This is a genomic window from Rhizobium phaseoli (assembly GCF_010668805.1).
GTDB lineage: Bacteria > Pseudomonadota > Alphaproteobacteria > Rhizobiales > Rhizobiaceae > Rhizobium > Rhizobium phaseoli_A.
The window spans coordinates 201,225-227,229 of the sequence record NZ_WUFT01000001.1 but is presented as its reverse complement, the minus strand read 5'-3'; the positions used below and the strand labels follow the sequence as shown (position 1 = coordinate 227,229).

Here is a 26,005-nt window from a genome sequence, read left to right as displayed (position 1 = left end):
ATTCGATCAACGTGCGGATGGGTGGAGAATGCGCTTACGGGTCAATGTGAAGGAACGGCTGGGCAAGAAGTTCGACGACGAAATCCGCTTCTTCCGGGGCATGATGCAGGGGCCGAAGACGGTTGGGTCGATCGTGCCGACCTCTTCGATTACCGCCAAGCGCATGGCAAGCGTCATCGACATGCATTCCGGCCTGCCGGTGCTCGAACTCGGACCCGGCACCGGCGCCATCACCAAGGCCATTCTCGGTCGCGGTGTGAAGCCGGACAATCTGGTCGCGATCGAATATTCGACGGATTTTCATCAGCATCTGCAGCGCGCCTATCCCGGCGTGCACTTCATCAACGGCGATGCTTTCGACCTTCAGGCCACACTTGGCGCTTTCGGCGATGGGACGTTCGATTGCGTCATCTCGTGCATTCCGCTTCTGAACTTCCCGATGGCGATGCGCGTGTCGCTGCTCGAAAGCCTGCTCGACCGCCTGCCTCCGGGCCGGCCGGTGGTGCAGATTTCCTATGGTGCGATCTCGCCGATCGCCGCCAATCCCGACCGCTACCATATTCAGCATTTCGACTTCGTCATGCGCAACATTCCGCCGGCGCAGCTCTGGATCTACCGGCGCGGCTGATGTTCGGGCTCTATATCACCCATCCGCAAGTCAAGATCGATGCCAACGTGCCGGTGCCGAAATGGGGGCTTTCGGATGTCGGCGCGGCGCGTGCCCGCAAGGCAGCCGAGAGCGGCTGGGCGCGGCAATTGCGACGCATCATCTCCAGCGACGAGACGAAGGCGATCGAAACGGCCGAAATTCTGGCGGAAGCCTCCGGCGTGACGATCGAGATCGTCCACGGCATGCATGAAAACGACCGTTCGGCCACCGGCTTTCTGCCGCCGCCGCAATTCGAGGAAGCGGCCAACTGGTTCTTCGCCCATCCGGAAGAGAGCTTCAAAGGCTGGGAACGCGCCGCAGACGCGCAAGCCCGCATCGTTACGGCGGTGAAGACGGTTCTGGCCACGCATGATGGGACAGCGCCGATCGCCTTCGTCGGTCATGGCGGCGTCGGCACGCTGCTGAAATGCCATCTCGCCGGCAGGCCGATCGGCCGCGACCGCGACCAGCCGGCCGGCGGCGGCAACCTCTATGCTTTCGGCCTTGCGGATCTGGCCCTGACATGCGACTGGACACCCATCGAAGACTGGCGGGGGTGACTTGAAATGGACGCACGCGAGCGGCTGATCGTCGGCCTGGATGTTCCAACGATCGGCGAGGCGGAAAAGCTGGTTTCCACGCTCGGCGACGACATTCTCTTCTATAAGATCGGCTATCAGCTGGCCTTTGCCGGCGGCCTGGAATTCGCCCGCGACCTTGCCGCAAGCGGCAAGAAGATCTTTCTCGACATGAAGCTGCTCGACATCGACAACACCGTTGCCTCGGGCGTCGAGAATATCGCCAAGATGGGCATGTCGATGCTGACGCTGCATGCCTATCCCAAAGCGATGAGGGCGGCAGTCGAGGCGGCGGCCGGGTCCGGCCTTTGCCTGCTCGGCGTCACCGTGCTGACCTCGATGGATGCCGAAGACCTTGCCGATGCCGGCTATAGCCAGGATCCGCACAGCCTGGTGCTGCGCCGCGCCGGACAGGCACGCGCTGCCGGCATGGGCGGCATCGTCTGCTCGGCGGCTGAGGCGGCCGAGGTGCGCGAGATCGTCGGACCCGACATGGCGATCGTCACCCCCGGCATTCGCCCGACGGGCAGCGACCACGGCGACCAGAAGCGGGTGATGACGCCGTTCGACGCGCTGAAGGCGGGCGCCACCCATCTCGTCGTTGCCCGGCCGATCGTCAAGGCGCCCGATCCCCGGCATGCCGCCCGCGCAGTGCTCAACGAAATGGTCGGCGCGCTCTGGCCGGCAAACCGCTGACAGAAACCAACACGAAAGGGAGAAGATCATGGCCAAGGGATATTGGATCGCCCGCGTCGATGTTCGCGATGCCGAGCGCTACAAGGATTACGTGGCGGCGGCCAAGCCCGCCTTCGAAAAATACGGCGCGAACTTCCTGGCGCGCGGCGGTGCCTTCACCGAACTCGAGGGCAAGGCGCGGGTGCGCAACGTGGTGATCGAATTTCCCTCGCTGCAGCATGCCGTCGACTGTTATAATTCGCCGGAATACCAGATCGCCGCGAAAATCCGCCAGGAAGTGGCTGATGCGGAAATGGTCGTCGTCGAGGGCGTCTGAACGGGTTCACATCCGCAAAAACTGTGGGCGCGATAGGCCTTCCCGTCGCGCCGGGATTGGGCTAAGACGGAGCCGATACAGCATCCCGCCAAGCCTTTCGAGGAGCCTGCCATGACCCTTGCCAACCTGCCGCCGCTCGTCACCGTGTTTGGAGGGTCCGGCTTTGTGGGCAGGCACGTGGTCCGGGCGCTCGCCAAGCGCGGTTATAATATCCGCGTCGCCGTGCGCCGTCCCGATCTCGCCGGTTTCCTGCAGCCGCTCGGCAATGTCGGCCAGATCTCCTTCGTGCAGGCGAACCTGCGCTATCGCAGTTCAATCGACCGCGCCGTCGACGGTGCAAGCCATGTCGTCAATTGCGTCGGCATTCTGCACGAGACCGGCCGCAACACCTTCGACGCCGTGCAGGAATTCGGCGCACGCGCGGTTGCCGAAGCGGCGCGCGGCGCAGGCGCCACGCTCACCCATATTTCGGCGATCGGCGCCAATGCGAATTCGGAATCAGGTTATGGCCGCACCAAGGGCCGTGCCGAAACCGCCATCCTCTCCATCAAGCCCGATGCGGTGATCCTGCGTCCGTCGATCGTCTTCGGTCCGGAGGACAGCTTCTTCAACAAGTTTGCCGATATGGCCCGCATGTCGCCCGTCCTGCCCTTGGTCGGCGGCGGCAAGACGAAATTCCAGCCGGTCTATGTCGAGGATATCGCCGAGGCTGTTGCTCGCGCCGTCGACGGCAAAGTCGCAGGCGGCAAGATCTATGAGCTTGGCGGGCCTGAGGTCTTGAGCTTCCGCGAATGTCTCGAGACAATGCTGAAGGTGACGTGCCGCAAGAACCCGCTGGTCTCCCTGCCCTTTAGCGTCGCTTCACTGATCGGCAGCATCGCTTCGCTGATCCCCTTCGTGACGCCGCCGATCACGCCGGACCAGGTGCGCATGCTGAAGCACGACAACATCGTCTCCGCAGCAGCCGAGGCGGAAGGCCGCACCCTGAAGGGCCTCGGCATCACGCCGACCATGGCAGCGTCGGTGCTCGACTCCTATCTCGTGCATTATCGGCCGCACGGCCAGTACACGGGCACCGGCAAGGCCGCCTGACCAATTTTTCGAACCTTCGGAACGACGCCGTTCGCGCATAACGCGGACGGCGTTTTGTTTTGCCGGCTCAAGCAAAGCTGGCACAAGTTTGAAATGTTGTTGTGCCGGCCATACCAAGTGCAGTTGCATAAAAGACGCATCGGGAATTTTGTGGAATTAACGCCAAATTTAGCAGGAACGTTTATTGCTATTTGCCATTCCACTGACTACCAAACCCGCGCGTCTTCCAACGGACTCAACGCCCGGGATCGCGTGCGGCAATCACTGTGAAAGGCAATTCTCGATGGGCAAGTCAATCGCGCTCCTTTTTGCGTGTGCGGCGCTAATTATCCTGGCAGGCTCGTTTGTGGCGCCAGGTTCTGTCGCGGCGGTAAAGGGTGATTGCTCGCCGGCCTACGGCGTCGATCCTTGCTCGACGGCTTCGATCAGCCATTGAAGAGAAGGCCGCGCCTCGATGCCGGCCTCACAAAGACAAGCGGCGGCCGGAGCGTCTGAAGCAGGACGCTCCCAATAAACGGTCGGTCTTGCCGGCTTTAAAAACAGCGGCGCTTACTCTTTCAACATTGCTATCTGGAAAATCGGCGGCTGCCGGCAATCGGGTGTCCGATCGCCAAGCCCGACAGGGCATTTGCATCCGCGCGGGTTGCGCGAATGCGATGCGGTGGGAATGTCTCAGGCGATCAGGCCGGTTGCCGCCATGCCGAGCAGCAAGACACCGAGAATGATGCGGTAGACGGCAAACAGCGTAAAGCGGTTGCTTCTGATATAGGCCAGCAGCCATTTGACGGCGATGAAAGCGACGACCGTGGAGACGACGAAGGCGATGCCGAGCGCCGTCCAGTCTTCGTTTGCCGCGCCGCCATCCTTGAAGGTCTTCAACAGCTCATAGCCGCTGGCGGCATACATGGTGGGGATGCCGACGAGAAAGGCGAATTCGGTCGCTGCGGCGCGGTTGCCGGTACCGGCGAGCATGGCGACGAAAATCGTGGCGCCGGAGCGCGAGGTTCCCGGGAAGACGCCGGCAACGATCTGGGCGATGCCGACCAGGATGGCGACAAGCCAGGTGATCTCCTTATGGGGAGCTTTGCGCGCCGCGGCCCATTCGGCAAAGATCATCCAGATACCGCCGATGATGAGCGCCCAGGCGATCGGCGTTGCGGTCTCCGGCAATTCGAAGCCGAGCTTCTTGACGATCAGTCCGAGAATTGCGGTGATGAGGAAGGCGACGATCAGTTTGGCGGCGTAATCGCGATTCTCAGGCACCCGCCAGCCCAGCACCAAATCCAGCAGGCGACGCCAGTAAATGATGGTGACGGCGAGGATAGCGCCCGCCTGAATGACGATGTTGAACATGTCCGACCGGTGGCCGAGCCATTGCTCCGCAATGATGAGATGGCCGGTGCTCGAGATCGGCAGAAACTCGGTGATCCCCTCGATGACACCGAGAATGGCAGCATTGATATAGTCCATAAATTGTCTCCGGTTTAAAGGTCGGTCAGACTTGAGCCGCGCTTGAGCCGATCAGGCGCGGCCGCTATCCTCATACGCAAGAAGCGTGTTTTGTCCCTCGTCAGATGGCATGAAGGCCGATTCGCTTGTATTGGCCGGGCCAAACTCCTATAGCTTCAACCAATGAGTCATGACTAGGGCGCTATAACTGAGCTGCCACACAGTCCTGTAACAGCAATCATAAAGCCCGAGTATCGATGCCCACGCTTTATCATCATCCCATGTCATCCGCATCCCGCTTCGTCCGGCTGATCCTGGCCGAATACGGCTATCAGGCCGATCTGATCGAGGAGCAGACATGGGAGAAGCGCCGGGATTTCCTGGCGCTCAACCCGGCCGGCACGCTGCCTGTTTATGTCGACGACAGCATGCGTGCGCTCTGCGGCGCGACCGTCATTTCCGAGTACCTGGACGAGACGCACGGCGTGTTGAAACGCGATCGGCGGCTGCTCGCCGAGGACCCGTTCCAGCGGGCGGAGATCCGCCGGCTGAGCGAATGGTTCCTGCAGAAGATGGAAAACGACGTGACCAAGCCGCTCGCTCGCGAGCGTGTCTACAAGTTGCAGATGACCGCCGATCAGGGCGGCGGAGCGCCGGATTCGAAGGTTTTGCGCACGGCCCGCGCGAATATCCGCCAGCATATGCGCTATCTTACCTGGCTTGCCGGCTCGCGCCAGTGGCTGGCGGGCGAGCGGATGAGCTATGCCGACCTTGCCGCCGCGGCGTCGATTTCGATCCTCGACTATCTCGGCGAGATCGACTGGGCGGATGCGCCCCTCGTCAAGGACTGGTACCAGCGGCTGAAGTCGCGCCCTTCCTTCCGGCCGATGCTGACCGAACGGGTGCGCGGGCTGACGCCGGTTTCGCACTATGCCGATCTGGATTTCTGACGAGGGCTGTTCATGCCCGAAGCCGAGAGAGATGACAAAGAGCGCCGCCGCCGCGACAATTTGACCGCCTTCGTGCGGGCGGAATCTGCCGCCAAGGGCTTCGATCTCTGTCGCATCACCCGGCCCGACGCGATCCCGCATGCAAAAGAGCGTCTCGGCGAGTTCATCGATGCCGGGCGGCACGGGACGATGGCGTGGATGGCGGAAACACGCGAACGGCGCGGCGATCCCCGCACACTCTGGAGCGAGGTGCGATCCGTCGTCGTCTTCGGCCTCAATTACACCCCCGAGGAAGATCCGCGCGGCATTCTCGACAAGCCGGACAAAGCAGCGATCTCCGTCTATGCCCGTAACCGCGATTATCACGACATCATCAAGGGCCGGCTGAAGGAGATCGCCACGCGTTTTGCGGCGCGCGCCGGCGCTGATGTGAAAGTCTTCGTCGATACCGCCCCTGTGATGGAAAAGCCGCTGGCGGCGGCGGCCGGCCTCGGCTGGCAGGGCAAACACACCAATCTCGTCAGCCGCATACACGGTTCCTGGCTGTTCCTCGGCACGATGTTCACCACCGCCGATCTTGCCGTCGATGCTGGGGAGACCGATCATTGCGGCTCCTGCCGCGCCTGCCTCGATGCTTGCCCGACGGCTGCCTTCCCGGCGCCTTACCAGATCGATGCGCGGCGCTGCATCTCCTATCTCACCATCGAGCACAAGGGGCCGATCGACCCCGATTTGCGGCCACTGATCGGCAATCGCATCTATGGCTGCGACGACTGTCTGGCCGCCTGCCCGTGGAACAAGTTCGCAAGCTCCGCCTCCGAGATGAAGCTGAAGGCACGGGAAGATCTGCGTGAGCCGACGATCGCCTTTCTGCTGACGCTCGACGATGCCACCTTTCGAACCTTCTTCAGCGGCTCGCCGGTGAAGCGGGTCGGCCGCGACCGCTTTATCCGCAATGTGCTGATCGCCGCCGGCAATTCCGGCGAGACGGCGCTTGTCGGCCAATGTCGCCTGCTTGCCGGCGATGCCGCGCCAGTGGTGCGCGGCATGGCGGTCTGGGCGCTGTCGCGGCTGATGGCGGCTGGCGAATTCTCGGTCTTTGCTGCACAAATGACAGATGAGAGTGATGACGACGTGCTGAACGAATGGCGGCTGGCGGGAGTGGGCTGATGCATGTGATGGTCTTTGGCTGCGGCTATTCGGGCACGGCGATCGCCAAAGCCTTCGCCGATAACGGCGTGCGCATTTCCGGCACCACACGCTCGGCCGACAAGATGGAGGCGCTCCGGCAAAACGGCGTCGACGCCTTCCTTTTCGACGGCGAAACCCTTGATGACGCGTTGCGCCGGGCGCTGGCTGATGTCACCCATCTCGTGCAGTCGATCGCGCCCGGGGCGGGTGACCCGCTGCTGCGGCTGCTCGGCGAGGGCCGCGTAAGCCTGCCGCCCAGGCTCGAATGGATCGGTTATCTCTCCACGGTCGGCGTCTATGGCGATCATAAGGGGGCCTGGATCAATGAGGAAACGCCGTGCGTTCCGGTTTCCGGGCGGTCGAAGGAGCGGCTCGAGGCGGAAGAGGGCTGGCTGGCGATGGGCCGGGAGCGCGGCGTACCGGCCGCGGTGCTTCGGCTTTCCGGCATCTATGGGCCGGGACGCAATGCCTTCTGCAATCTGGACAAGGGCACGGCGCGGCGGCTGATCAAGAAGGACCAGGTGTTCAATCGTATCCGCGTCGAGGATATCGGTGCGGCGACCCGCTTCCTGTCGGATCGTGGCCTCGGCGGCATCTATAATGTCACCGACGACCGGCCCGGCCCGCCGCAGGATGTGATCGTCGAGGCGGCGCGGCTGATGGGCGTCGAACCACCACCGGAGCAGGCCTTCGAAACCGCCGAACTGTCACCGATGGCGCGCTCGTTTTACGGCGAGAACAAACGGGTTTCCAATGCGAAACTGAAGGCCGCCGGCTTCGAATTCTCCTTCCCGACCTATCCGATGTCGCTTGCGCAATTATGGCGAGACGGACGCTGGCGGGGTTAGGGCCGGCCGCTTGATGTGACCAATATCATCACCCGAAATGAGTAGGAAATTCCTACTTTCCCCATTTGGCGGGACAATTTTCGCCGTTTATTATGGTTAACGGCCTTTAAATTTGCGCAAATGTGGCAACAAATATGGCAAAGCCGGAAAAAAATTTTTGCGATTTTTGTGAACGCCGGGATGTTAACCATTCTCCTGGAAAATTCGTTCGTATTTTAACTGATTTCATTGTGTTTTTTCCGGCGAGGTGATCGCAGCCTGTTTGCGAAATTCCGCCATTGCGCTCACGAATGTTACAGATAGTAATATTCCGTGATCGGCCGCGGCACTTTTTCGCCACTTTTTCACAGATTTAAGCCCCGCCGCCTGCAGAGGCGTTGCGTTCAATAGTTGAGGGATACTCTGTTTTGAAGAAAATACGTCGTTCTATTATCGCTGCCGTAACTATTGCAGCCTGCTCTTGCCTGCTTCCGGCGGAGAGTTCTGCTGGAGATGGTTGCGGCGGTGCTTCATGGTACGCACTTCACTCCAAAACTGCTTCCGGGGAACGTATGAACCCTGCCGTCTTGACTGCCGCACATCGTTCGCTTGCCTTCGGCACCAAGGTGAAGGTCACCAACCGCAACAATGGCCGCACCGTCGTCGTTCGCATCAACGATCGCGGTCCGTTCATCCGCGGCCGGGTGCTCGACCTGTCGCGTGCCGCCGCCCAGAATATCGGCATGGTGAGTTCCGGCACGGCGAAGGTCTGCTACCAGGTGATCAGCTAAAGCTGACAGCCGAGGTGATCAGCTAAGGCTGACAGCCGAGTTGATCAGCTGAGGCGTACGGCCTGACAACCAGCTGCGCCGTCAGCAGCGCTTGCTCTTGCCGTCAATCGCGGTTACCACGCGGTTGAGACTTGTGGACATTCCGCCCCGCGCCTGTGGCGCCCGTGCGGATCGATCCCAGGCCATGGCAATTAGGAGACTTTGAATGCGATTGGGCGGCCGCCTCGAAGGGGCGATTTCTGTGCTCGCGGATATCGATGCCCGCAAGCGGCCCGTCGCCGACGCGCTGAAGGACTGGGGCCTCGCGCATCGTTTCGCCGGCTCCGGCGATCGTGCCGCCATCGGCAACATCGTCTATGACGCGCTGCGCATGCGGCTTTCCCATGCCTGGCTGATGGATGACGACAGCGCTGCAGCCATCGCCCACGCCGTCATGTTCCGCCAATGGGGTTTCACACCAGACAGCCTTGCCGCCGATCTGGCGGACGACAAATTTGCGCCGGCGCCGCTGAACGCCGATGCCGCCGCGGCGTTTGCAAGCCGCTCGCTCGACGATGCGCCGCCGCATATCCGCAGCGATATTCCCGAATGGGTCCAATCCTCCTTCGAACAAGCTTTCGGCGCCAGCTGGCTGGCCGAGGCAGAGGCGCTTGCCGCCCGCCCGACGCTCGATCTGCGCGCCAATATCCTGAAGTCTTCCCGCGACAAGGCCGTCAAGGCGCTCGAAAGGGCCGGCGCGCAGGCGGCGAAGATAGCTCGCTACGGCATCCGGATTGCTGCCGGCGAAGGCGCTTCGCGTCTACCCAACGTGACGGCCGAGCTTTCGTTCCAAAAGGGCTGGTTCGAAGTTCAGGACGAGGGATCGCAGATCGTCGCCGACCTGGTGCTCGCCCATGAAGGCGATCAGGTTCTCGACTATTGCGCCGGCGGCGGCGGCAAGACGCTCGCCATGGCGGCCGCCATGCAGAACAAGGGACAGGTTCACGCCTATGACGCCGACCGCAAAAGGCTGGCGCCGATCATCGAGCGGCTGAAGCGGGCGGGCACGCGCAATGTCCAGGTGCATGACGACGCCAGAGCGCTTTCCAGTCTTGCCGGGCGTTGCGACAAGGTGCTGGTCGATGCGCCCTGCACCGGCACCGGCACATGGCGCCGCCGCCCCGATACGAAATGGCGGCTGACGGCGAAGAATCTCGACGAGCGCACCACCCAGCAGCAGGACGCGCTGAGACAGGCAAGCAGCTTCGTCAAGCCAGGCGGTGAGCTGATCTACGTCACCTGCTCGGTGCTGCCCCAGGAAAACGAGGAGCAGGTGCGCCGCTTCACGGCTGACCACCCTGATTTTCAGATCGTCAGCGCCCTGCCCGCCTGGGATGGCCTGTTCGGCAAGGCTGCGCCGCGCCCGCGCTCGTCCGACGGCCTGACGGTGACGCTGACGCCGGCCTCCACCGATACTGACGGTTTCTTCTTCTGCCGCATGCAGCGGAAGGCCTGAGGCGGCCTGTTGAACATCGCGACGCCGCGGCGAAACGGCGCAGCATTAGCGGATTTTCCGGGGGTGCCTTTCAAAACAGGTGAGTTTGCAGCCCCTCTCCGTCCTTAAAATTATTCCAAACTAGAGCATTTGACACAAGTTTGCTTTTGGGCGAAGAGACGGAGCCCGATTAGACGGATATCCGTCACAGGAGAGGTCCATGAAGCTCAATACATTCCGCGCAGCCGTGCTGGCGATTGCCCCCGCCGCCCTGCTCGCTCTTCCCGCCCATGCCGAGACCGATGCCGCGGCCGTGGTGAAACACTATGCCGACGTCGGACATGCGAAATACGAGGATGCGCTGACGACGGCAAAGGCACTCGATACCGCGATCGACGCCTTCCTGAAGGCGCCTGATGACGCGACGCTGAAGGGAGCCAGGGACGCCTGGATCAAGGCGCGCGTGCCCTACCAGCAGACGGAAGTCTATCGTTTCGGCAATCCGATCGTCGACGACTGGGAAGGCAAGGTCAATGCATGGCCGCTCGATGAAGGCCTGATCGACTATGTCGATCCCTCCTATGGCACCGAGAGCGACGAAAATTCGCTCTATGTGGCCAATGTCATTGCCAACAAGACGATCAAGATCGACGGCAAGGATGTCGACGCCTCCAAGCTGACGCCGGAATTCCTCTCCGGCACGCTCGCCGAGGCCGGCGGCATCGAAGCCAATGTCGCCACCGGCTACCACGCCATCGAATTCCTGCTCTGGGGCCAGGATCTGAACGGCACGGGACCCGGCGCCGGCAACCGCCCGGCGACCGATTATGACCTGAAGAATTGCACGCACGGCAATTGCGACCGCCGCGCCGAATATCTGAAATCCGCCTCCACCCTGCTGGTGTCCGACCTGCAGGAAATGACCGACAATTGGAAGGCGGATGGGGCAGCGACGAAGCATGTCGAAGCCGACCCGAAGGCCGGTCTCGTCGCGATCCTGACGGGCATGGGTTCGCTTTCCTACGGCGAGCTTGCCGGCGAGCGCATGAAACTCGGCCTGCTGCTGCACGATCCCGAGGAAGAGCATGATTGCTTCTCCGACAATACCTATAACTCGCATCTGAACGACGCGATCGGCATCGCCGCCGCCTATACCGGCAACTATACCCGCGTCAACGGCACCAAGCTCAGCGGCCCGTCGCTGCATGATCTGGTGGCCGCCAAGGACAAGGCGCTCGATGCGGAGATGGAAGGCAAGCTCAACAAGACGCTCGACGCGATGAATGCCATGGCGAAGCGCGGCGAGACGGTCGAGAAGTACGACCAGATGATCGGTGAAGGCAACAAGGAAGGCAATGCCGTCGTCCAGGCCGCCATCGACGGACTGATCGACCAGACGAAATCGGTACAGCGCGTTATTGCCGCACTCGATCTCGGCACGGTTCAGCTTGAAGGTTCCGACAGCTTGGATAATCCTAACGCCGTCTTCAAATAAGCAAAAGGCGGGCCGCTTCGAAAACCGGAGCGGCCCGAACCCTGAAATGTCGCATGCCCCGGCCCGCAGATTGATCGCCCGCGCAGCGCTTTGCGCCACGCTTGCCGGTTTTTCCGCAACCATCGCCGCCGGTTTCGATCTGCCGACGAAACGCAACGACCTCTCCGAAGCCGATCTGAAACGCGTCGCCGACGTGACACGCCCCACCAGGGATTTTTCCAAGGCCGAGCAATACGAGGCGATGCAGGCGGGTGCGACGACATCGATCGACCCGGTCACCGAAGACAGCTTCTCGCATATTTCGGCCAACATCCCCTTCGAGGAAGAGCAGAATTTCCGGCTGGGCAATGCGCTGTTCCGCAAGCTCTGGGTTTCCGCTCCCTCCTCGACGCAGGCCTCCGATGGCCTAGGCCCGCTCTTCAACGCCCGCTCCTGCATGAGCTGCCATGTCAATGACGGCCGCGGCAAACCGCCGGAGGGTGGCCCAAGTGCTGTCTCGATGCTGCTGCGGCTTTCCCGCGCAGCCGCAACGCCTGATGAGGAAAAGGCGATCGCGGGAGCTGAAGTCGTCAACTTCCCCGATCCGGTTTATGGCCATCAGTTGCAGGACCTTGCCGTTCCCGGCCTTGCCGCCGAAGGCCGGATGGCAATCAATTATGATGAAGAGAAGGTGACGCTCGGCGACGGCGAGACCGTATCGCTGCGCCGGCCGCATTATGCGGTGACCAACCTTGCCTATGGACCGCTCGATCCGGCGACGACGATTTCGCCGCGTGTCGCCTCGGCGATGATCGGCCTTGGGCTGATCGAGGCTATTCCCGAGGCCGATATTATCGCCCATGCCGACCCTAACGATGCCGACGGCGACGGCATCTCGGGAAAGGCCGCGATCGTGCGTGACCACCGCAGCGGCAAGGTTGCACTCGGGCGGTTCGGCTGGAAGGCGCAGAACGCCACGGTGCGCGACCAGAGTGCCGATGCCTTTGCCAACGATATCGGTATCTCGACTTCCGATCAGCCGAATGCGCAGGGCGATTGCACCAAAGCGGAAAAAAAATGCCTTGATATGCCGACGGGCGTGCAGAAACGGCTGGGGGAGCAAGAGGCGCCGGATCCCATTCTCGACCTGGTGACCTTCTATTCCGAAAATCTTGCCGTTCCGGCCCGCCGCAAGGCGAGCTTTCCCGAGACGCTGAAGGGCAAGCAGATTTTCTACGACAGCGGCTGCATTTCCTGCCATGTGCCGAAATTCGTCACCCGTAGGGATTCGCCCGACAAGGCGCAGTCCTTCCAGCTGATCTGGCCCTATTCCGACTTTCTTCTGCACGATATGGGCAACGGACTTGCCGACGGGCAGCAGGTCGGTCTTGCAAGCGGACGTGAATGGCGCACACCACCGCTATGGGGTATAGGACTGACCCGGACTGTCAGCGGACACAGCTTTTTCCTGCATGACGGCCGTGCGAGAGATCTCACCGAGGCTATCCTCTGGCATGGCGGCGAAGCTGAACAGGCCCGCAACGCTTTCTCCTCCCTGTCAAAAGACGACAGGGCGGCCCTGATTACATTCCTGGAGTCACTTTGATGCGCCTTTGGCACCCCCTGCTCTGCCTCACTCTGATCGGCCTGGCCACATCGGCGGTCGCTCAGACCGCCGCCACTCCTCCGGCAGGGCTGAACGAGGATGCCGTTCCCGCCGTCATGCAGCGCGCCGTCGACGAAGTCATCCGCCCCGGTTATCGCAACATGCAGCAATCGGCCGCCCGGCTGACGACGGCGATGAAGGATCTCTGCGACGACGGCACGCAGCAGACGCTCGACAAGGCCAAATCCACCTTCGACGACACGATCCGCTACTGGTCGATCATCGAGATCGTCCAGACCGGGCCCGTCATCCAGGACAATCTCTTCGAACACATCCTGTTTTACCCCGACCGCAAAGGCGTCGGCCTGAAGCAGGTGCAGGCGCTGATCGCCAAGGCCGATCCGAAGGATGCGACGGTCGATGCGATCGCCGGCAAGAGCGTTGCGCTGCAGGGCCTGACGGCGCTGGAATACGTGCTTTACGGCAATGGCGCCGACGATCTCGTCAAGCAGAAGGGCGGCTTTCGCTGCCTTTACGGCCAGGCGGTTGCCGGCAATATCCAGCGTGAGGCCGGCGAAGTCGTCGCCGCCTGGGAAAAACCCGACGGCGTGCAGGCGAGCTGGAAACATCCAAGCCCGCAGAGCAACGATTTCATGGACAACAAGGAAGCGGTGACCGCGCTGCTCGGCATTCTCGTCCACGGCGCGGAGAACCTCCGCGACCAGCGGCTCGAACAATTCTACAAGGGCAAGGATGCCGCGCCGCGCCCGCGCATGGCGATCTACTGGCGCTCGAAAAACACCTGGAAATCGATGGCCGCCAATCTGGAGGGGCTACGCACGCTCTGGCAGAAGGCCGGCATGGCCGAGCTTCTGCCGCCGGACAAACAGCCGATCGCCGCCTCGATCGACGAGGATTTCAAATCGCTGCTCGACAGCGTGCCGAAACTCAATCCCGACATCGACGTCGCCACCAGTGATGCGGAGAAGGCCAAGCTCGATACGCTGCTGGCCGAGAGCCGCGACCTGATCACCCGGATCAGCGACGAATATGGCGCCGCCATCGGCCTTTCGGCCGGCTTTTCCTTTTCGGACGGGGACTGAACCAATGATGCGAAGCGCTGCGATCAACCGACGCTATTTCGTCAAGGCGGCCGGGCTCGGTTTCCTCGCCACCTTGGCGCCGAAATCGCTGATGGCCCTGGAGCGGGCGGACGCAGTCTATGCCTCGGGCATTCGCGCGGCCGACGGCTCCTTTGCTGTCGCGACCGTGACGGAGCGCGGCGAAGTCATCGACCAGGTCAAGCTTCCCGCCCGGGCCCACGGCATGGCCTTCAGCGCCGTCACCGGCAGGACCGTCGCCTTCGCCCGCCGGCCGGGCACCTATGCGATGATTTTCGATCCCCGCAATAAGGGCGAACCGATCGTCATCAGCTCGCGGGAAGACCGGCATTTCTACGGCCACGGCGCCTTTTCCCCCGATGGTCGTTTGCTCTACGCCAGCGAGAACGATTTCGACGGCAATCGTGGCATGATCGGCCTCTACGACGCCACCGACCGCTTCGCCCGTATCGGCGAATTCGAGACCTACGGCATCGGCCCGCACGACATGACGGTCTCCGACGACGGACGTCTCCTGATCGTCGCCAATGGCGGCATCGAGACACATCCGGATTTCGGCCGCACCAAGCTCAATCTCGGAGAGATGCAGCCGTCACTGGTGCTGATCGATGCCGCGACCAGTGCTCTGGTGGAAAAACATGCGCTGCCGGCGGAATGGGCAGAACTCTCCACCCGCCACGTCGATCTCGACGACAAGGGCCGCATCTGGTTTGCCTGCCAGTACGAGGGTCACCGCAAGGATTTGCCGCCGCTCGTCGGCCATTTTGCCAAGGGAGAGGATCTTACCTTCATCGACCTGCCGGAGCAGACGACGCGCAGGCTTGCCAATTACGTCGGAGCCATTGCCGTCAATCGCAGCGAAGGCCTCGTCGGTATCACCTCGCCGAAGGGCGGCGCCTCGGTGACACTCGACGCAAGGACGGGCAAGGTGCTGACCGAGACCAGCGTTCCGGATGCGGCCGGCATCGCGCCGGCAAAAAGCGGCTTTGCGGTCTCCTCCTATGATGGCGATTTCCTGTCAACCCGCAGCGACGTCGCCTGGGATCAGCACATCGTGCGGATCTGAACCAGCGACGTAGAGCGTGATCTTGCGCGAAAACCGCGCACATCAGGGCGACATGCATCAACCATCGCGCACGTAGGCCTTCTGCTCGGCGCTGATGCTCGATGCCGCGGCCCTTGCCGCCTCATGCAGCCATTCGTTTCCCCGTGCCTTGATATCGCGGAGGATCACGGCGACCGCTGCCGCATCGTTGGAATGGCAATTGGCGATCTCGAAGCCCATCAGCTCGAGCATCGTCGGCGAAAGCAGGATTTCGGGGTGCCGGTCGATTTCGATCTTGCAGCTGTTCGGCGAGATCCGGCGCACGAGGATGCGGCCGGAAACCCGGTAGTGTGGATCGACGCAGCGCATCCGCCCGTCGGCGATCTCGACCGCATGGATCGCCACGTCCTGGGGTCTGTGGCGAAGCGACCAGGCAGACGGCAGCAGCGCCTTGGCCTCACGCAGCACCGGCCCGCCCTGCCATTCGGCATAGGCGACGAAACGCGGCCGGCCGAGGCTGCCGGTGCCGCCGCTGCGCGGCTTCGCCACGAAGGGGCCTGAGCCGGGTGGCAGTGCATCTGCGAGCGCCTTGACATAGGCGGAGGGCGCAGGCTCGCTGCCGGGAAGCAGCATTTCATACTTCTCCCAGAATTGCCGACGTTCGGAATTTGGCAGCATCAGCGCCTTGCGCAGCCATTTGTGATCGCGCTCAAGGATGACGGGCAGCGGATTTTCAAGGCCCCTGCGATAGCCGCCAAGGATCAATTCGCCGATCATCCGAACCGAGGGGCCATCATCGCCACGCGCCAGCACGGCGCTGGCCGCAAGCCGAACGAGATCCAGCGCATAGGGCATCACCGCCGCATCGTCGAAATCATTGACGCCCCAGACGAGCCGGCCCTCGCCATCACGCCAGGTGCCGAAATTCTCCAGATGGGTATCGCCGATCGCCAGCACCTCGGGCGCGCGGCCGAGTTCCGGGCAGATATCGAGGATGGTCTCGCACCAGCGCCAATAGGTGGCGCGCAGGAAGACGAAGCCGCCGCTTCGCATCTTCTCGTGCTTCTCCCGGAGATCGTCCGCGACGAGATCGGACCCGAGTTCGCCGGCCAGCCAGGTCTCGAAATTCCGGACCGATTGCGATATCGTCGTCATGCGTCGGCGCTCCCTCATTTCGAGACATTGTGATGGAGAATACGCGCTGGGCGCGAAGCTGCAATCGTCTTCGCACCGGCTTGCATCACCGCTTGGATGGCGACGAAAAGGCGAAAGGTTGCCCCGGCGACACGGACGCAGCTTTCCATCGGCGCCGAGACTAATTTCAGCAATGTGCAGCTTGTCGAATCCGGCCCGCCATGCCACTTTCCCGGCTGCAAGAGGGGCAGACATGAGCGAGACTGACAGGGGCGATTTCCGCGCGCGAATCCGCCGCAATTTTGCGCGGCAGGCGGCGATGGAGACGATCGGCGCAGAGCTGACGCGCGTCGAGCATGGCGTCGTCGAAATCGAGCTTCCCTTCGACGTCAAACTGACACAGCAGCACGGCATCCTGCACGCAGGCATTATTTCCGCAGCGCTCGATTCGGCTTGCGGCTTTGCCGCCTATAGCGTCATCGACCCCGAAGCTTCGATCCTGACGATCGAGTTCAAGGTCAATCTGATGTCGCCGGGGCGTGGCGATCGTTTCCTGTTTCGCGGGGAAATCACCAAACCCGGCTCTACCATCATCGTCGCCGACGGGCGAGGCTATGCGATCAGCGACGGGCCGGCAAAGCTCATCGCCTCGATGACCGGAACGATGATGGTGATCCGCGGTAGAGAAGGAATTACGGGATGAAGTTCGAGCTGAAGTCGGTCGCGGGAAAGTCCATGCTGTTCGTCATGGCCGCGGAGGCCGAATACGGCCCCTTCCTGCGGTCGCGCATCGAACCTCTGATGACCGGCGTCGGGCCTGTCGAGGCGGCGGTCGCGCTGACCAAGACGCTGGCGCGGCTGGATGCGGCCGACGACCTGCCCGATCTTGTGGTTTCCCTCGGCTCGGCCGGCTCCGCCAAACTGGAGCAGACGGAAATCTATCAGGTCACCTCGGTTTCCTACCGCGACATGGACGCCTCGCCGCTCGGCTTCGAAAAAGGCAGGACGCCGTTTCTTGACCTGCCGGCTGTGCTCGAACTGCCGCTGCGCATTCCGGGCATTCCCGAAGCAAGCCTTTCCACCGGCGGTAACGTCATCTCGGGCGCGGCCTATAATGATATCGACGCCGACATGGTCGACATGGAGACCTTTGCGGTGCTGCGCGCCTGCCAGGGCTACAAGCTGCCGCTGATCGGCCTGCGCGGCATTTCCGACGGCGTGGTCGAACTGCAGCACATTTCGGGCTGGACCGAATATCTGCACATCGTCGACCGCAAGCTCTCCTACGGCGTCGACAGCCTGTTCACGGCGCTGGAGGATGGGGTTTTCTGGTTCTGACCTGTAAAAGCGCCGCGCGTCTTATCGGATGCGGGGACAATCGGAACAATAAAAACCGAATGCCGCCGATTTCCCGGATTGCAAGGCGAAGCGCTTTTCTTTAAAGCCTCGCCATGACCCAGACAGCACATCCCGACTCCGTTCTCATCGTCGATTTCGGCAGCCAGGTGACCCAGCTCATCGCACGGCGCGTGCGCGAGGCCGGCGTCTATTGCGAGATCGTTCCCTTTCAATCGGCCGAAGAGGGCTTCAAGCGCCTCCAGCCCAAAGCGGTGATCCTGTCCGGCAGCCCGGCTTCGACGGTCGACGAGGGATCGCCGCGAGCGCCTCAGATCATCTTCGACAGCGGCCTGCCTGTGTTCGGCATCTGCTATGGCCAGCAGACGATGTGCATGCAGCTCGGCGGCAAGGTCGAGAGCGGCCATCACCGCGAATTCGGCCGCGCCTTCCTGGAGGTCGACAGGGACTGCCAGCTTTTCGAGGGCCTCTGGTCCTCCGGCTCGCGCCACCAGGTATGGATGAGCCATGGCGACCGCGTCACCGCGCTGCCTGAGGGTTTTGAGGTGGTCGCCACCTCCTCCAACGCGCCCTACGCCTTTATCGCCGACGAGAAGCGCAAATATTACGGCGTGCAGTTCCATCCCGAGGTCGTGCACACGCCCGACGGCGCCAAGCTGATCGGCAACTTCATCCACAACATCGCCGGCCTCAAGGGCGACTGGTCGATGTCGGCCTATCGCCAGAAGGCGGTCGATGAGATCCGCAGGCAGGTGGGCGACAAGCGCGTCATCTGCGCGCTTTCGGGCGGCGTCGACAGCTCGGTCGCGGCGCTGCTAATCCACGAGGCAGTCGGCGACCAGCTGACCTGCATCCTCGTCGACCACGGCCTGATGCGCAAGGACGAGGCGGCCGGCGTCGTCGCCATGTTCCGCGAGCACTACAATCTGCATCTGCTGCATGTCGACGCTTCCGACCGTTTCATCGGCGAACTCGAAGGCGTCAGCGACCCGGAAACCAAGCGCAAGATCATCGGCCGGCTGTTCATCGAAACCTTCGAGGAAGAGGCAAAGAAACTCGGCGGCGCCGATTTCCTCGGCCAGGGCACGCTCTATCCCGACGTGATCGAAAGCGTTTCCTTCACCGGCGGCCCGTCGGTGACGATCAAGTCGCACCACAATGTCGGCGGCCTGCCGGATCGCATGAAGATGCAGCTCGTCGAGCCGCTGCGCGAACTGTTCAAGGACGAGGTGCGGGCACTCGGCCGTGAACTCGGCCTGCCCGACAGCTTTATCGGCCGCCACCCCTTCCCCGGCCCCGGCCTTGCGATCCGCTGCCCCGGCGGCATCACCCGCGAGAAGCTGGAGATCCTGCGCGAAGCCGATGCAATCTATCTCGACGAAATCCGCAAGGCCGGCCTCTACGACGCCATCTGGCAGGCTTTTGCCGTGCTGCTGCCCGTCCAGACCGTCGGCGTCATGGGCGACGGGCGCACCTATGAATTCGTCTGCGCACTGCGCGCCGTCACCTCGGTCGACGGCATGACCGCGGATTTCTACCACTACGACATGGAATTCCTCGGCCGCGCCGCCACCCGCATCATCAACGAGGTGCGCGGCATCAACCGCGTGGTCTATGACGTCACCTCGAAGCCGCCCGGCACGATCGAGTGGGAGTGAAAGGCAAACGGCGGCAATAGCGTAGTTTTGGCGAGGCCGGGAATGCGGTGACAGTTGACAGGCGCAGCTATTCCAACAGTCTGGTGGCGCCACGGTGATTGAGAAACTAGGGCAACCTAACCTTCAGACGTGGTGTCACCCAATCAAGATAAGCCCGAAGCTTGAGGGGGACTGGCCTCCACTCGGCATGGACGATGTGCACTGGCAGCGCCTCCAGTTCAAAATCCTTCAAAATCACAATCAGCTTCCCCGCAAGTCGCGCTGCCTCCATTTTATAGTGCATCACCCGCGCTATCCCCGCGCCCGCGATCGCTGCCTCCACCGCCGCTTCGGATGTGCTAACGGTCAGCCTTGAACTAATGGACGCAGGAACGTCGTTTCCTGCTTTGGAAAATTTCCACGGCCTCGCACCCCCACCATCCTTGATGAGAATGCAGTTGTGCTCGCTAAGGTCACCGGGTTCAGTCGCCACTCCATGAGCCTCCAAATAGTCCGGACTGGCGCAAGCCACGAACCTGACAGAGCCGATTCTTGTCGCTATCAAACTGCTGTCGGGAAGGTGGCCGATTCGAATAGCAACATCGATTTTTTCTTCCTGCGGGTTGAGAACCCGGTCGGTGAGGAGAAGGCGTAAAGAGATTTCCGGATACTCGTTTAGAAACTCGCATGAGATCGGCAACAAATGCATGTGGCCCAGGCCCCATGGCGCCGTAACTGTCAGATCACCGCTTGGCGTTCTGTATTCTCCGGACACCTGCCGTTCAGCGTCTTCCACCTGTTCGATGATGAGTCTGCATGACTCGATATAAGAGCGCCCAGCATCCGTCAGCGTCATGTGCCGTGAAGATCTCTGAAAGAGCTGGGCATTCAATCGCGCCTCAAGCTCGGAGAGCTTGCGGCTGACCGTAGCAATCGGCCTCCCCAACTTGCGGGCAGCCGCTGACAGACTACCTGCTTCGGCGACCGCCACGATTACAGACATTGCTTCCAGACGATCCATAGGCACCGACCCCGTCTTTCCAAACTTCGCAAAGGTCCTTTTCGATAATGCGGAGTGCTCGCCTTATGCGCAATCCGGTATGTATACCTACAGATAACTACGCCGTCGAACTGCGATTAGCCTCTCGGACAAGATGAATTGATGGCGTCAAAGGTGAGTGAGATATCGCTCAGTTCTGACCAACGCGGTTAGCGATCCTAGAAGCAGACAGCACGATTATGGTCACTCGTAGGGTGGTGGCCCTGAGATGCCAGCACTTAACTTCGTACGAGCGAGAAATGGGGCAAGCATGTTCACCACCAAAGACGGCACCACGATATACTACAAGGATTGGGGATCCGGCCAGCCGATCGTGTTCAGCCATGGCTGGCCACTCACGGCCGACGCCTTCGAAGATCAGATGTTTTTTCTGGCCTCCCGCGGCTACCGCTGCATCGCGCACGATCGCCGCGGCCATGGCCGATCAAGCCAACCATGGCAGGGCAATGACCTCGACACCTACGCGGACGACCTCGCCGAACTGACAGCAGCGCTCGATCTAAAAGACGCAATCCATGTAGGGCACTCGACAGGCGGTGGCGAAGTCACCCGCTACATTGGACGTCACGGCACCAAGCGCGTCGCCAAGGCCGTACTGATTGGCGCGATCCCGCCTGTCATGATCAAGTCGGAAAAGAACCCAGGCGGCACGCCGATGGAGGCGTTCGATCAGCTCCGCGCAGCCGTTGTCGCGGATCGATCCCAGTTTTGGAAAGACCTCAGCCTCCCCTTCTATGGCTACAACAGGCCCGGTGCAAAAATTTCGGAAGGAGTGCGCCAGTCGTTCTGGCTGCAGAGCATCATGGCAGGCTTCCCGGCCTCCTATTTTTGCATCAAGGCGTTTTCCGAAACCGATCTGACAGAAGACCTAAAACGGATAGATGTGCCGACCTTGGTGCTGCACGGCGACGATGACCAGATCGTGCCGATCGCCGATTCTGCTCTGCTGTCGTCCAAGATCGTCAAGAACGCGAAACTCGTCGTCTACAAGGACGCCCCGCACGGCATGTGCACGACGCTCAAGGATCGGGTGAACGAAGAGTTGCTGTCTTTCATCACCTCTTAAGCACCGCGGAAGTGCCCTGAGGCTCTGACCGAAACCTGAACAATCCGGGTCAATCGAAAGGATAAGATATGAGCGAGAATTTGCACGCGCGCCTTCGCGCGGCATCGCGCCGTACCGTTCTGATGGGGACGACAGGTATGCTTGCCGCCGCGGCTCTCGGTCTGCCTGGATTGCCAGGTGCAAACCGCGCCGCCGCCGCAACAGTGCGTAAGAAGGGAAAACTGTCAGGAAGCATCCTGACTACCAGCGACGGAACGCAAATCTATTATAAGGACTGGGGCTCGGGGCAGCCGATCGTCTTCAGCCATGGCTGGCCGCTGTCTTCGGACGCCTTTGAAGACCAAATGTTCTTCCTTGCCTCGAACGGCTACCGCGCCATCGCAGCGGACCGGCGCGGCCATGGGCGCTCCAGCCAGCCTTGGAACGGCAACGACATCGACACATATGCCGACGACCTCGCTGAACTCGTCGGTGCGCTCGACCTCAGACACGCCGTCCATATCGGCCATTCCACCGGCGGTGGCGAAGTTGCGCGCTATGTCGGCCGGCACGGGACCAAGCGTGTTGCGAAGCTTGTGCTGATCAGCGCGATACCGCCACTAAGGCTGCAGACCGAGGCAAATCCGCTGGGCGCTCCGATCGAAGCGTTCAATCAGCTTCGAGACCAAATTCATACAGATCGATCGGCCTTCTGGAACGACTTGTCACTCCCATTTTACGGCTACAACAGGCCAGGTGCGAAGATCTCGCAGGGCGTCCGCGACCAGTTCGTGCTGCAATGCATGATGGCCGGCATGCCAGCGTCCTATCTCGGCATCAAGGCGCAGTCCGAAACTGACTTCACCGGCGATCTCAAGAAGATCGACGTTCCGACACTCATCCTTCACGGCGAGGACGATCAACTCGTGCCCATCGCGGACTCAGCCTTGCTGACTGCCAAGCTGATCAAGGATTCGGAGCTTAAAATCATCAAGGGAGCGCCGCACGGCCTGTGCACCACCCGCAAGGACGACATCAACACCGCGCTTCTTTCATTCATTTGCGCTTCGGATTGAATCCGTCCGGCATTGGCCGAAGCCGCGCTACGCGGCCCCCTTTTCTCTAGTCCCGGCCACGGCTGGTAAAGGAGTCGAAATGTCTAATTTCAAGTTGAGTGCTGCTGCGTTGGCGGTTGCATCCGTGCTGCTTGCATCGACGGCGCTTTTCCCCAGCAAACTCTTGGAAGCGCACGCCGCCGAACAGACGGTCCCGCCGACTGTCCACTACCGCACAAAAAAGATCGATGGCGTCGATATCTTCTATCGCGAAGCCGGGCCTGCGGATACGCCCGTAGTGCTTTTGCTGCACGGCTTTCCGACATCGTCTCATATGTTCCGGAACCTGATCCCGCTGCTGGCGGATCGATACCACGTTATCGCGCCCGACTATCCGGGGTTTGGCCAAAGTGCCGCGCCCGATCACAAAGAGTTTGCCTACACTTTCGGCCACTACGCCGACCTGGTCGACGACCTGCTCGGCCAGATCGGAATGAAGAGCTACGCCATGTACGTCATGGATTATGGTGCTCCCGTCGGCTACCGGCTGGCACTTAAGCACCCAGAGCGGGTCAGCGCCCTGATCATCCAGAACGGCAACGCCTATGATGAAGGGCTCGGTCTCTTCTGGGATCCGATCAAGGCCTATTGGAACAGCGATACGCCCGAGCATCGAAAGGCCCTGGAAAGTCTGATGACACTCGAGACGACGAAGTTCCAATACACCGACGGCATGAGCGATCTCTCGCGTATCGATCCTGACAATTGGATCCACGACCAGGCGCTTCTCGATCGGCCGGGCAACCTCGACATCCAGCTTGACCTGTTCAAGGACTACGGCAGCAACGTTCCGCTTTATCCGAAATTCCAGGACTTCTTTCGCACTCAGAAACCGCCGACGATCATCGTCTGGGGCCGGAACGATAAGATTTTTCCCGTTAGCGGAGCGCTGCCCTATCTCAAGGATTTGCCGGACGCGGAGTACCACCTGATCGACGCCGGACATTTCGCGCTCGAGGACAAGCTCGACGAAATTGCGCCGCTGATCAGGAATTTTCTCGATCGCAAGGTGGCCAGGAACTGAGCCAGGTCGCCCTACATCGGTGTCGGGCGGGAACCGGCACGAGCAAATACGCGACTTTCAACCATATTCGAGGACCACGACGATGCCCGCACCCCGACAGCATCCCCTTACGCGCCGTGACTTCTGCTTCTGCTGCGTAAGCGCCTCGGCCGTCGCGGCAGGGGGATGGCTCAGCCCCCGCAAGGCCTACGCGGAGGCCAGGGGCCTCGTCAGCCTGATAAAGGACAGCGCGGCGGCATCGCCAATCACAGTTCACAGGCTGCGCAACAACATCAGCGTCTTGGAGGGTTCCGGCGGCAACGTCGCCGTGCTCAGCGGACCGGAAGGCAAATTGCTTGTGGACGCGGGGATAAGCGTCTCGCAGCCTCAGATGACAAAGAGACTTGGGGAAATCTCGGCCGACCCTGTGACACACTTGATCAACACACACTGGCATTTCGACCATGCCGACGGCAATTCCTGGCTCGGTCCTTCCGGCGCCAAGATCATCGCGCAGAACAACACTCGCAAATACCTGTCGCAGGTCCAGCGTGTCGACGAGTGGGACTACAATTTCCTGCCGCTGCGCGCCGATGGGCTTCCGACGGAAGTATTTTCCGACAGCCACGACATTGAACTCAACGGCGCGTCGATTGCGCTCAAGCACTACGGTTCGGCTCACACTGACAGCGACATTTCCGTAACGTTCGGCGAAGCGGACATCGTCCACGTCGCGGACACGTTCTGGAACGGCGTCTACCCCTTCATCGACTATTCGACCGGCGGCAGCATTGACGGCATGATCGCGGCTTCCGACGCGAATCTCAGCGCAACGACCGACAACACAATCATCATTCCCGGCCACGGGCAGCCGGTCAGCAACCGAACCGAACTGCAGGCGTTCCGCGACATGCTGGTCGCCGTCAGGGACGCCGTCGCCGAACTGAAACACGAAGGCCGAACGCGGGACGAGACCGTCGCGGCCAAGCCAACCGCCGCCTTCGATGCGACATTCGGCAATTTCGTCATTGACCCTCCGTTCTTCACCCGACTGGTCTACGAGGGCGTGTGATGGGTCGCCTCGACGCGAAAGTCGCTGTCATGATGGGTGCAATCAGCGGCATCGGGAGCTGCAGATGAATGTCTTTCATAAGGGTCTGATCGCCATGGCCTTAACCGCCGCAGTCGGTTCCGCGGGAGCCTCCGCGCAAAGCGCCAAGGACATCGTCGGCCCGTCGCCCCTTGTTGCCATCGACAACGAGCCTGCGCCAAGGCTTATCGTCGATCCACCATTGGCTGAGCCCCTGTCGCGGGGCCTCGTTTTCATACAATACCGGACAGAGAACCTGCGGGTGGTGCCGGTGTTCGGCACAGGCGCCCTGGACGTATCGCCGCGTATCGGACATGTCCACATTACCGTGGATGACGCGCCTTGGCATTTCGTTGACGCCAGTGGCGAGACGATCATCGTGGTTGGTCTGGAACCCGGTCCTCACAAGGTGCTGGTCGAGCTGGCGGATCCGACCCACCACGTCATCGATCGCAAGACCGTCAACTTTAGTCTCCCCGCCAAGCCAGGCACGCCATAACAGCTTCCCACGGCGGCGTCAGGTTTGCCCGCAGTCTGATCGCCGACGGACTGGTCGATCAGTTCGCCCTGCTTGTGATCCCGTGGCGCTGAGCAAAGGCCTGCCGTTATTCCTAGAACTCACCGCGCCGAAGCCTCTGAAGCTGGTGAGCTCGAAGGCCTTTCCGGGCGGCGCGGTGGCGCAGATCTATCGGCCGGTGTGAACCGGTCGCCAAAAGTCGGCCGCTTCAGCGGCCGTAGGTGACCTCGACGGAGGCCTTGTCGAGCGTATTTGCCCTGACATAGAAACCAACCATGGCGCCCGGCGCGGTATCGGGAAGCGGCAGCTTGTCGACCGAAAGCGCGTAGACGGTGAACTGGTAATGGTGCGGCGTATCGCCGGCAGGCGGGCAGGCGCCGCCATATCCTGAGACACCAAAGTCCGTGTGGCCTTCGACGGCGCCGGCCGGAAGCTTTTTGTCGCCGCTGGCGCCTGCGGCAATCGTTGAGGCATCTACGGGGATGTTGAACACCGACCAATGCCACCAGCCCGAACCGGTCGGAGCATCCGGATCGTAAGCCATGATGGCGAAACTCTTGGTTCCCTTAGGAGCACCCGACCAGGCCAGGTCCGGGGAGATGTTCTTGCCGGCACAGCCGAAGCTGTTGAAAACCTGCGCATCGGCCATGGATTTACCGCCGGTCAAATCTTTCGAGGTGAGCTTCATTTCGGCATGGGCTGATGTAGCGCCGAAGACGGATGCGGCGAGAAGGACTGCTGTTATGAGACGCATGCTGTTTTCCTGCGGTTGATAATGCAGGAAAGCTA

Annotated in this window: 26 protein-coding genes; 22 read left to right on the top strand and 4 right to left on the bottom strand. The window is 61.5% G+C overall.

The window, feature by feature from the left end; translation table 11 throughout:
• Nucleotides 1–28 precede the first annotated feature (28 nt).
• From pmtA to GR197_RS01185, 5 genes are all read left to right on the top strand, one after another.
• On the top strand, nucleotides 29–628 hold the full coding sequence (pmtA, locus tag GR197_RS01205; RefSeq protein WP_164006218.1) for a phospholipid N-methyltransferase PmtA: 600 nt from the start codon (nucleotides 29–31) through the stop codon (nucleotides 626–628).
• The gene (locus tag GR197_RS01200; RefSeq protein WP_164006217.1) at nucleotides 628–1,209 is read left to right on the top strand and encodes a histidine phosphatase family protein; all 582 of its coding nucleotides are present in this window, start codon (nucleotides 628–630) and stop codon (nucleotides 1,207–1,209) included. The genes pmtA and GR197_RS01200 overlap by 1 nt, the downstream gene beginning before the upstream one ends.
• Before the next feature lie 6 nt (nucleotides 1,210–1,215).
• Nucleotides 1,216–1,923 carry an orotidine-5'-phosphate decarboxylase gene (gene pyrF / locus GR197_RS01195; RefSeq protein ID WP_164006216.1) on the top strand — a complete coding sequence of 236 codons (708 nt, stop codon included), beginning with the start codon at nucleotides 1,216–1,218 and terminating at the stop codon, nucleotides 1,921–1,923.
• Nucleotides 1,924–1,951: 28 nt separating this feature from the next.
• Entirely contained in the window at nucleotides 1,952–2,239 is a 288-nt protein-coding gene (locus GR197_RS01190; protein ID WP_028758382.1) for a DUF1330 domain-containing protein, read from the top strand.
• 111 nt (nucleotides 2,240–2,350) lie between these two features.
• On the top strand, nucleotides 2,351–3,331 hold the full coding sequence (locus GR197_RS01185) for a complex I NDUFA9 subunit family protein (RefSeq protein ID WP_164006215.1): 981 nt from the start codon (nucleotides 2,351–2,353) through the stop codon (nucleotides 3,329–3,331).
• A gap of 672 nt (nucleotides 3,332–4,003) precedes the next feature.
• Here the strand turns inward: GR197_RS01185 and GR197_RS01180 are convergent.
• A complete protein-coding gene (locus tag GR197_RS01180; RefSeq protein ID WP_164006214.1) occupies nucleotides 4,004–4,801 on the bottom strand; it encodes an undecaprenyl-diphosphate phosphatase in 798 nt (265 codons plus the stop codon).
• Between the two features lie 236 nt (nucleotides 4,802–5,037).
• On the opposite strand from GR197_RS01180, the gene GR197_RS01175 reads away from it, so the two are divergent.
• The 9 genes from GR197_RS01175 (at nucleotide 5,038) to GR197_RS01135 (ending at nucleotide 15,280) form a co-directional block, all read left to right on the top strand.
• Complete coding sequence (locus tag GR197_RS01175) at nucleotides 5,038–5,730, top strand: glutathione S-transferase family protein (protein ID WP_164006213.1); 693 nt, start codon at nucleotides 5,038–5,040, stop codon at nucleotides 5,728–5,730.
• A 12-nt stretch (nucleotides 5,731–5,742) separates the two neighbouring features.
• Entirely contained in the window at nucleotides 5,743–6,900 is a 1,158-nt protein-coding gene (gene queG / locus GR197_RS01170) for a tRNA epoxyqueuosine(34) reductase QueG (RefSeq protein ID WP_164006212.1), read from the top strand.
• Nucleotides 6,900–7,769 (top strand): SDR family oxidoreductase, encoded by an 870-nt coding sequence (locus GR197_RS01165; protein WP_164006211.1) that lies wholly within the window; start codon nucleotides 6,900–6,902, stop codon nucleotides 7,767–7,769. Before queG ends, GR197_RS01165 begins: the two co-directional genes overlap by 1 nt.
• Before the next feature lie 407 nt (nucleotides 7,770–8,176).
• Nucleotides 8,177–8,539, top strand: a complete 363-nt coding sequence (locus GR197_RS01160) for a septal ring lytic transglycosylase RlpA family protein (RefSeq protein WP_164006210.1) — start codon at nucleotides 8,177–8,179, stop codon at nucleotides 8,537–8,539.
• A gap of 205 nt (nucleotides 8,540–8,744) precedes the next feature.
• Nucleotides 8,745–10,034 carry an RsmB/NOP family class I SAM-dependent RNA methyltransferase gene (locus tag GR197_RS01155; RefSeq protein WP_164006209.1) on the top strand — a complete coding sequence of 430 codons (1,290 nt, stop codon included), beginning with the start codon at nucleotides 8,745–8,747 and terminating at the stop codon, nucleotides 10,032–10,034.
• A 199-nt stretch (nucleotides 10,035–10,233) separates the two neighbouring features.
• Entirely contained in the window at nucleotides 10,234–11,508 is a 1,275-nt protein-coding gene (locus GR197_RS01150; protein ID WP_164006208.1) for an imelysin family protein, read from the top strand.
• A 46-nt stretch (nucleotides 11,509–11,554) separates the two neighbouring features.
• On the top strand, nucleotides 11,555–13,093 hold the full coding sequence (locus GR197_RS01145) for a di-heme oxidoredictase family protein (RefSeq protein WP_164006207.1): 1,539 nt from the start codon (nucleotides 11,555–11,557) through the stop codon (nucleotides 13,091–13,093).
• Nucleotides 13,093–14,196: an imelysin family protein gene (locus GR197_RS01140; RefSeq protein WP_164006206.1), complete on the top strand. Its 1,104-nt coding sequence runs from the start codon at nucleotides 13,093–13,095 to the stop codon at nucleotides 14,194–14,196. Before GR197_RS01145 ends, GR197_RS01140 begins: the two co-directional genes overlap by 1 nt.
• Before the next feature lie 4 nt (nucleotides 14,197–14,200).
• Nucleotides 14,201–15,280, top strand: coding sequence for a DUF1513 domain-containing protein (locus GR197_RS01135; RefSeq protein ID WP_164006205.1), 1,080 nt, complete (start codon nucleotides 14,201–14,203; stop codon nucleotides 15,278–15,280).
• A 57-nt stretch (nucleotides 15,281–15,337) separates the two neighbouring features.
• On the opposite strand, the gene GR197_RS01130 is transcribed toward GR197_RS01135, so the two are convergent.
• The gene (locus tag GR197_RS01130) at nucleotides 15,338–16,414 is read right to left on the bottom strand and encodes a DUF2252 family protein (RefSeq protein WP_164006204.1); all 1,077 of its coding nucleotides are present in this window, start codon (nucleotides 16,412–16,414) and stop codon (nucleotides 15,338–15,340) included.
• A gap of 232 nt (nucleotides 16,415–16,646) precedes the next feature.
• Here GR197_RS01130 and GR197_RS01125 point away from each other — a divergent pair, with 232 nt between their 5' ends.
• The 3 genes from GR197_RS01125 to guaA all read left to right on the top strand — a co-directional run bounded on the left by GR197_RS01125 (nucleotide 16,647) and on the right by guaA (nucleotide 19,407).
• Entirely contained in the window at nucleotides 16,647–17,096 is a 450-nt protein-coding gene (locus tag GR197_RS01125) for a PaaI family thioesterase (RefSeq protein ID WP_003544704.1), read from the top strand.
• On the top strand, nucleotides 17,093–17,731 hold the full coding sequence (locus GR197_RS01120; RefSeq protein WP_164006203.1) for a 5'-methylthioadenosine/S-adenosylhomocysteine nucleosidase: 639 nt from the start codon (nucleotides 17,093–17,095) through the stop codon (nucleotides 17,729–17,731). Before GR197_RS01125 ends, GR197_RS01120 begins: the two co-directional genes overlap by 4 nt.
• Before the next feature lie 113 nt (nucleotides 17,732–17,844).
• Nucleotides 17,845–19,407 carry a glutamine-hydrolyzing GMP synthase gene (guaA, locus tag GR197_RS01115; protein WP_164006202.1) on the top strand — a complete coding sequence of 521 codons (1,563 nt, stop codon included), beginning with the start codon at nucleotides 17,845–17,847 and terminating at the stop codon, nucleotides 19,405–19,407.
• A 106-nt stretch (nucleotides 19,408–19,513) separates the two neighbouring features.
• Here the strand turns inward: guaA and GR197_RS01110 are convergent, their stop codons facing one another.
• On the bottom strand, nucleotides 19,514–20,407 hold the full coding sequence (locus GR197_RS01110) for a LysR family transcriptional regulator (protein WP_164006201.1): 894 nt from the start codon (nucleotides 20,405–20,407) through the stop codon (nucleotides 19,514–19,516).
• A gap of 289 nt (nucleotides 20,408–20,696) precedes the next feature.
• On the opposite strand from GR197_RS01110, the gene GR197_RS01105 reads away from it, so the two are divergent.
• The 5 genes from GR197_RS01105 to GR197_RS01085 all read left to right on the top strand — a co-directional run bounded on the left by GR197_RS01105 (nucleotide 20,697) and on the right by GR197_RS01085 (nucleotide 25,198).
• Nucleotides 20,697–21,512 (top strand): alpha/beta fold hydrolase, encoded by an 816-nt coding sequence (locus tag GR197_RS01105; RefSeq protein WP_164006200.1) that lies wholly within the window; start codon nucleotides 20,697–20,699, stop codon nucleotides 21,510–21,512.
• 68 nt (nucleotides 21,513–21,580) lie between these two features.
• Complete coding sequence (locus GR197_RS01100) at nucleotides 21,581–22,567, top strand: alpha/beta fold hydrolase (protein ID WP_164006199.1); 987 nt, start codon at nucleotides 21,581–21,583, stop codon at nucleotides 22,565–22,567.
• Nucleotides 22,568–22,646: 79 nt separating this feature from the next.
• Nucleotides 22,647–23,630: an alpha/beta fold hydrolase gene (locus GR197_RS01095; protein ID WP_164006198.1), complete on the top strand. Its 984-nt coding sequence runs from the start codon at nucleotides 22,647–22,649 to the stop codon at nucleotides 23,628–23,630.
• An 82-nt stretch (nucleotides 23,631–23,712) separates the two neighbouring features.
• Nucleotides 23,713–24,681 (top strand): MBL fold metallo-hydrolase, encoded by a 969-nt coding sequence (locus tag GR197_RS01090; RefSeq protein WP_164006197.1) that lies wholly within the window; start codon nucleotides 23,713–23,715, stop codon nucleotides 24,679–24,681.
• Between the two features lie 94 nt (nucleotides 24,682–24,775).
• Complete coding sequence (locus GR197_RS01085) at nucleotides 24,776–25,198, top strand: DUF6130 family protein (protein ID WP_164006576.1); 423 nt, start codon at nucleotides 24,776–24,778, stop codon at nucleotides 25,196–25,198.
• Between the two features lie 226 nt (nucleotides 25,199–25,424).
• Here GR197_RS01085 and GR197_RS01075 read toward each other — a convergent pair whose 3' ends face one another.
• Nucleotides 25,425–25,970 carry a YbhB/YbcL family Raf kinase inhibitor-like protein gene (locus tag GR197_RS01075; RefSeq protein ID WP_164006196.1) on the bottom strand — a complete coding sequence of 182 codons (546 nt, stop codon included), beginning with the start codon at nucleotides 25,968–25,970 and terminating at the stop codon, nucleotides 25,425–25,427.
• Between the last annotated feature and the right edge of the window lie 35 nt (nucleotides 25,971–26,005).

What these genes read in the sequence shown, in the direction of transcription:
- pmtA (WP_164006218.1), top strand. Translation starts at nt 29, where the DNA reads ATGCGCTTACGGGTCAATGTGAAGGAACGGCTGGGCAAGAAGTTCGAC.
- GR197_RS01200 (WP_164006217.1), top strand. Translation starts at nt 628, where the DNA reads ATGTTCGGGCTCTATATCACCCATCCGCAAGTCAAGATCGATGCCAAC.
- pyrF (WP_164006216.1), top strand. Translation starts at nt 1,216, where the DNA reads ATGGACGCACGCGAGCGGCTGATCGTCGGCCTGGATGTTCCAACGATC.
- GR197_RS01190 (WP_028758382.1), top strand. Translation starts at nt 1,952, where the DNA reads ATGGCCAAGGGATATTGGATCGCCCGCGTCGATGTTCGCGATGCCGAG.
- GR197_RS01185 (WP_164006215.1), top strand. Translation starts at nt 2,351, where the DNA reads ATGACCCTTGCCAACCTGCCGCCGCTCGTCACCGTGTTTGGAGGGTCC.
- GR197_RS01180 (WP_164006214.1), bottom strand. Translation starts at nt 4,801, where the DNA reads ATGGACTATATCAATGCTGCCATTCTCGGTGTCATCGAGGGGATCACC.
- GR197_RS01175 (WP_164006213.1), top strand. Translation starts at nt 5,038, where the DNA reads ATGCCCACGCTTTATCATCATCCCATGTCATCCGCATCCCGCTTCGTC.
- queG (WP_164006212.1), top strand. Translation starts at nt 5,743, where the DNA reads ATGCCCGAAGCCGAGAGAGATGACAAAGAGCGCCGCCGCCGCGACAAT.
- GR197_RS01165 (WP_164006211.1), top strand. Translation starts at nt 6,900, where the DNA reads ATGCATGTGATGGTCTTTGGCTGCGGCTATTCGGGCACGGCGATCGCC.
- GR197_RS01155 (WP_164006209.1), top strand. Translation starts at nt 8,745, where the DNA reads ATGCGATTGGGCGGCCGCCTCGAAGGGGCGATTTCTGTGCTCGCGGAT.
- GR197_RS01150 (WP_164006208.1), top strand. Translation starts at nt 10,234, where the DNA reads ATGAAGCTCAATACATTCCGCGCAGCCGTGCTGGCGATTGCCCCCGCC.
- GR197_RS01145 (WP_164006207.1), top strand. Translation starts at nt 11,555, where the DNA reads ATGTCGCATGCCCCGGCCCGCAGATTGATCGCCCGCGCAGCGCTTTGC.
- GR197_RS01140 (WP_164006206.1), top strand. Translation starts at nt 13,093, where the DNA reads ATGCGCCTTTGGCACCCCCTGCTCTGCCTCACTCTGATCGGCCTGGCC.
- GR197_RS01135 (WP_164006205.1), top strand. Translation starts at nt 14,201, where the DNA reads ATGATGCGAAGCGCTGCGATCAACCGACGCTATTTCGTCAAGGCGGCC.
- GR197_RS01130 (WP_164006204.1), bottom strand. Translation starts at nt 16,414, where the DNA reads ATGACGACGATATCGCAATCGGTCCGGAATTTCGAGACCTGGCTGGCC.
- GR197_RS01125 (WP_003544704.1), top strand. Translation starts at nt 16,647, where the DNA reads ATGAGCGAGACTGACAGGGGCGATTTCCGCGCGCGAATCCGCCGCAAT.
- GR197_RS01120 (WP_164006203.1), top strand. Translation starts at nt 17,093, where the DNA reads ATGAAGTTCGAGCTGAAGTCGGTCGCGGGAAAGTCCATGCTGTTCGTC.
- guaA (WP_164006202.1), top strand. Translation starts at nt 17,845, where the DNA reads ATGACCCAGACAGCACATCCCGACTCCGTTCTCATCGTCGATTTCGGC.
- GR197_RS01110 (WP_164006201.1), bottom strand. Translation starts at nt 20,407, where the DNA reads ATGGATCGTCTGGAAGCAATGTCTGTAATCGTGGCGGTCGCCGAAGCA.
- GR197_RS01105 (WP_164006200.1), top strand. Translation starts at nt 20,697, where the DNA reads ATGTTCACCACCAAAGACGGCACCACGATATACTACAAGGATTGGGGA.
- GR197_RS01100 (WP_164006199.1), top strand. Translation starts at nt 21,581, where the DNA reads ATGAGCGAGAATTTGCACGCGCGCCTTCGCGCGGCATCGCGCCGTACC.
- GR197_RS01095 (WP_164006198.1), top strand. Translation starts at nt 22,647, where the DNA reads ATGTCTAATTTCAAGTTGAGTGCTGCTGCGTTGGCGGTTGCATCCGTG.
- GR197_RS01090 (WP_164006197.1), top strand. Translation starts at nt 23,713, where the DNA reads ATGCCCGCACCCCGACAGCATCCCCTTACGCGCCGTGACTTCTGCTTC.
- GR197_RS01085 (WP_164006576.1), top strand. Translation starts at nt 24,776, where the DNA reads ATGGCCTTAACCGCCGCAGTCGGTTCCGCGGGAGCCTCCGCGCAAAGC.
- GR197_RS01075 (WP_164006196.1), bottom strand. Translation starts at nt 25,970, where the DNA reads ATGCGTCTCATAACAGCAGTCCTTCTCGCCGCATCCGTCTTCGGCGCT.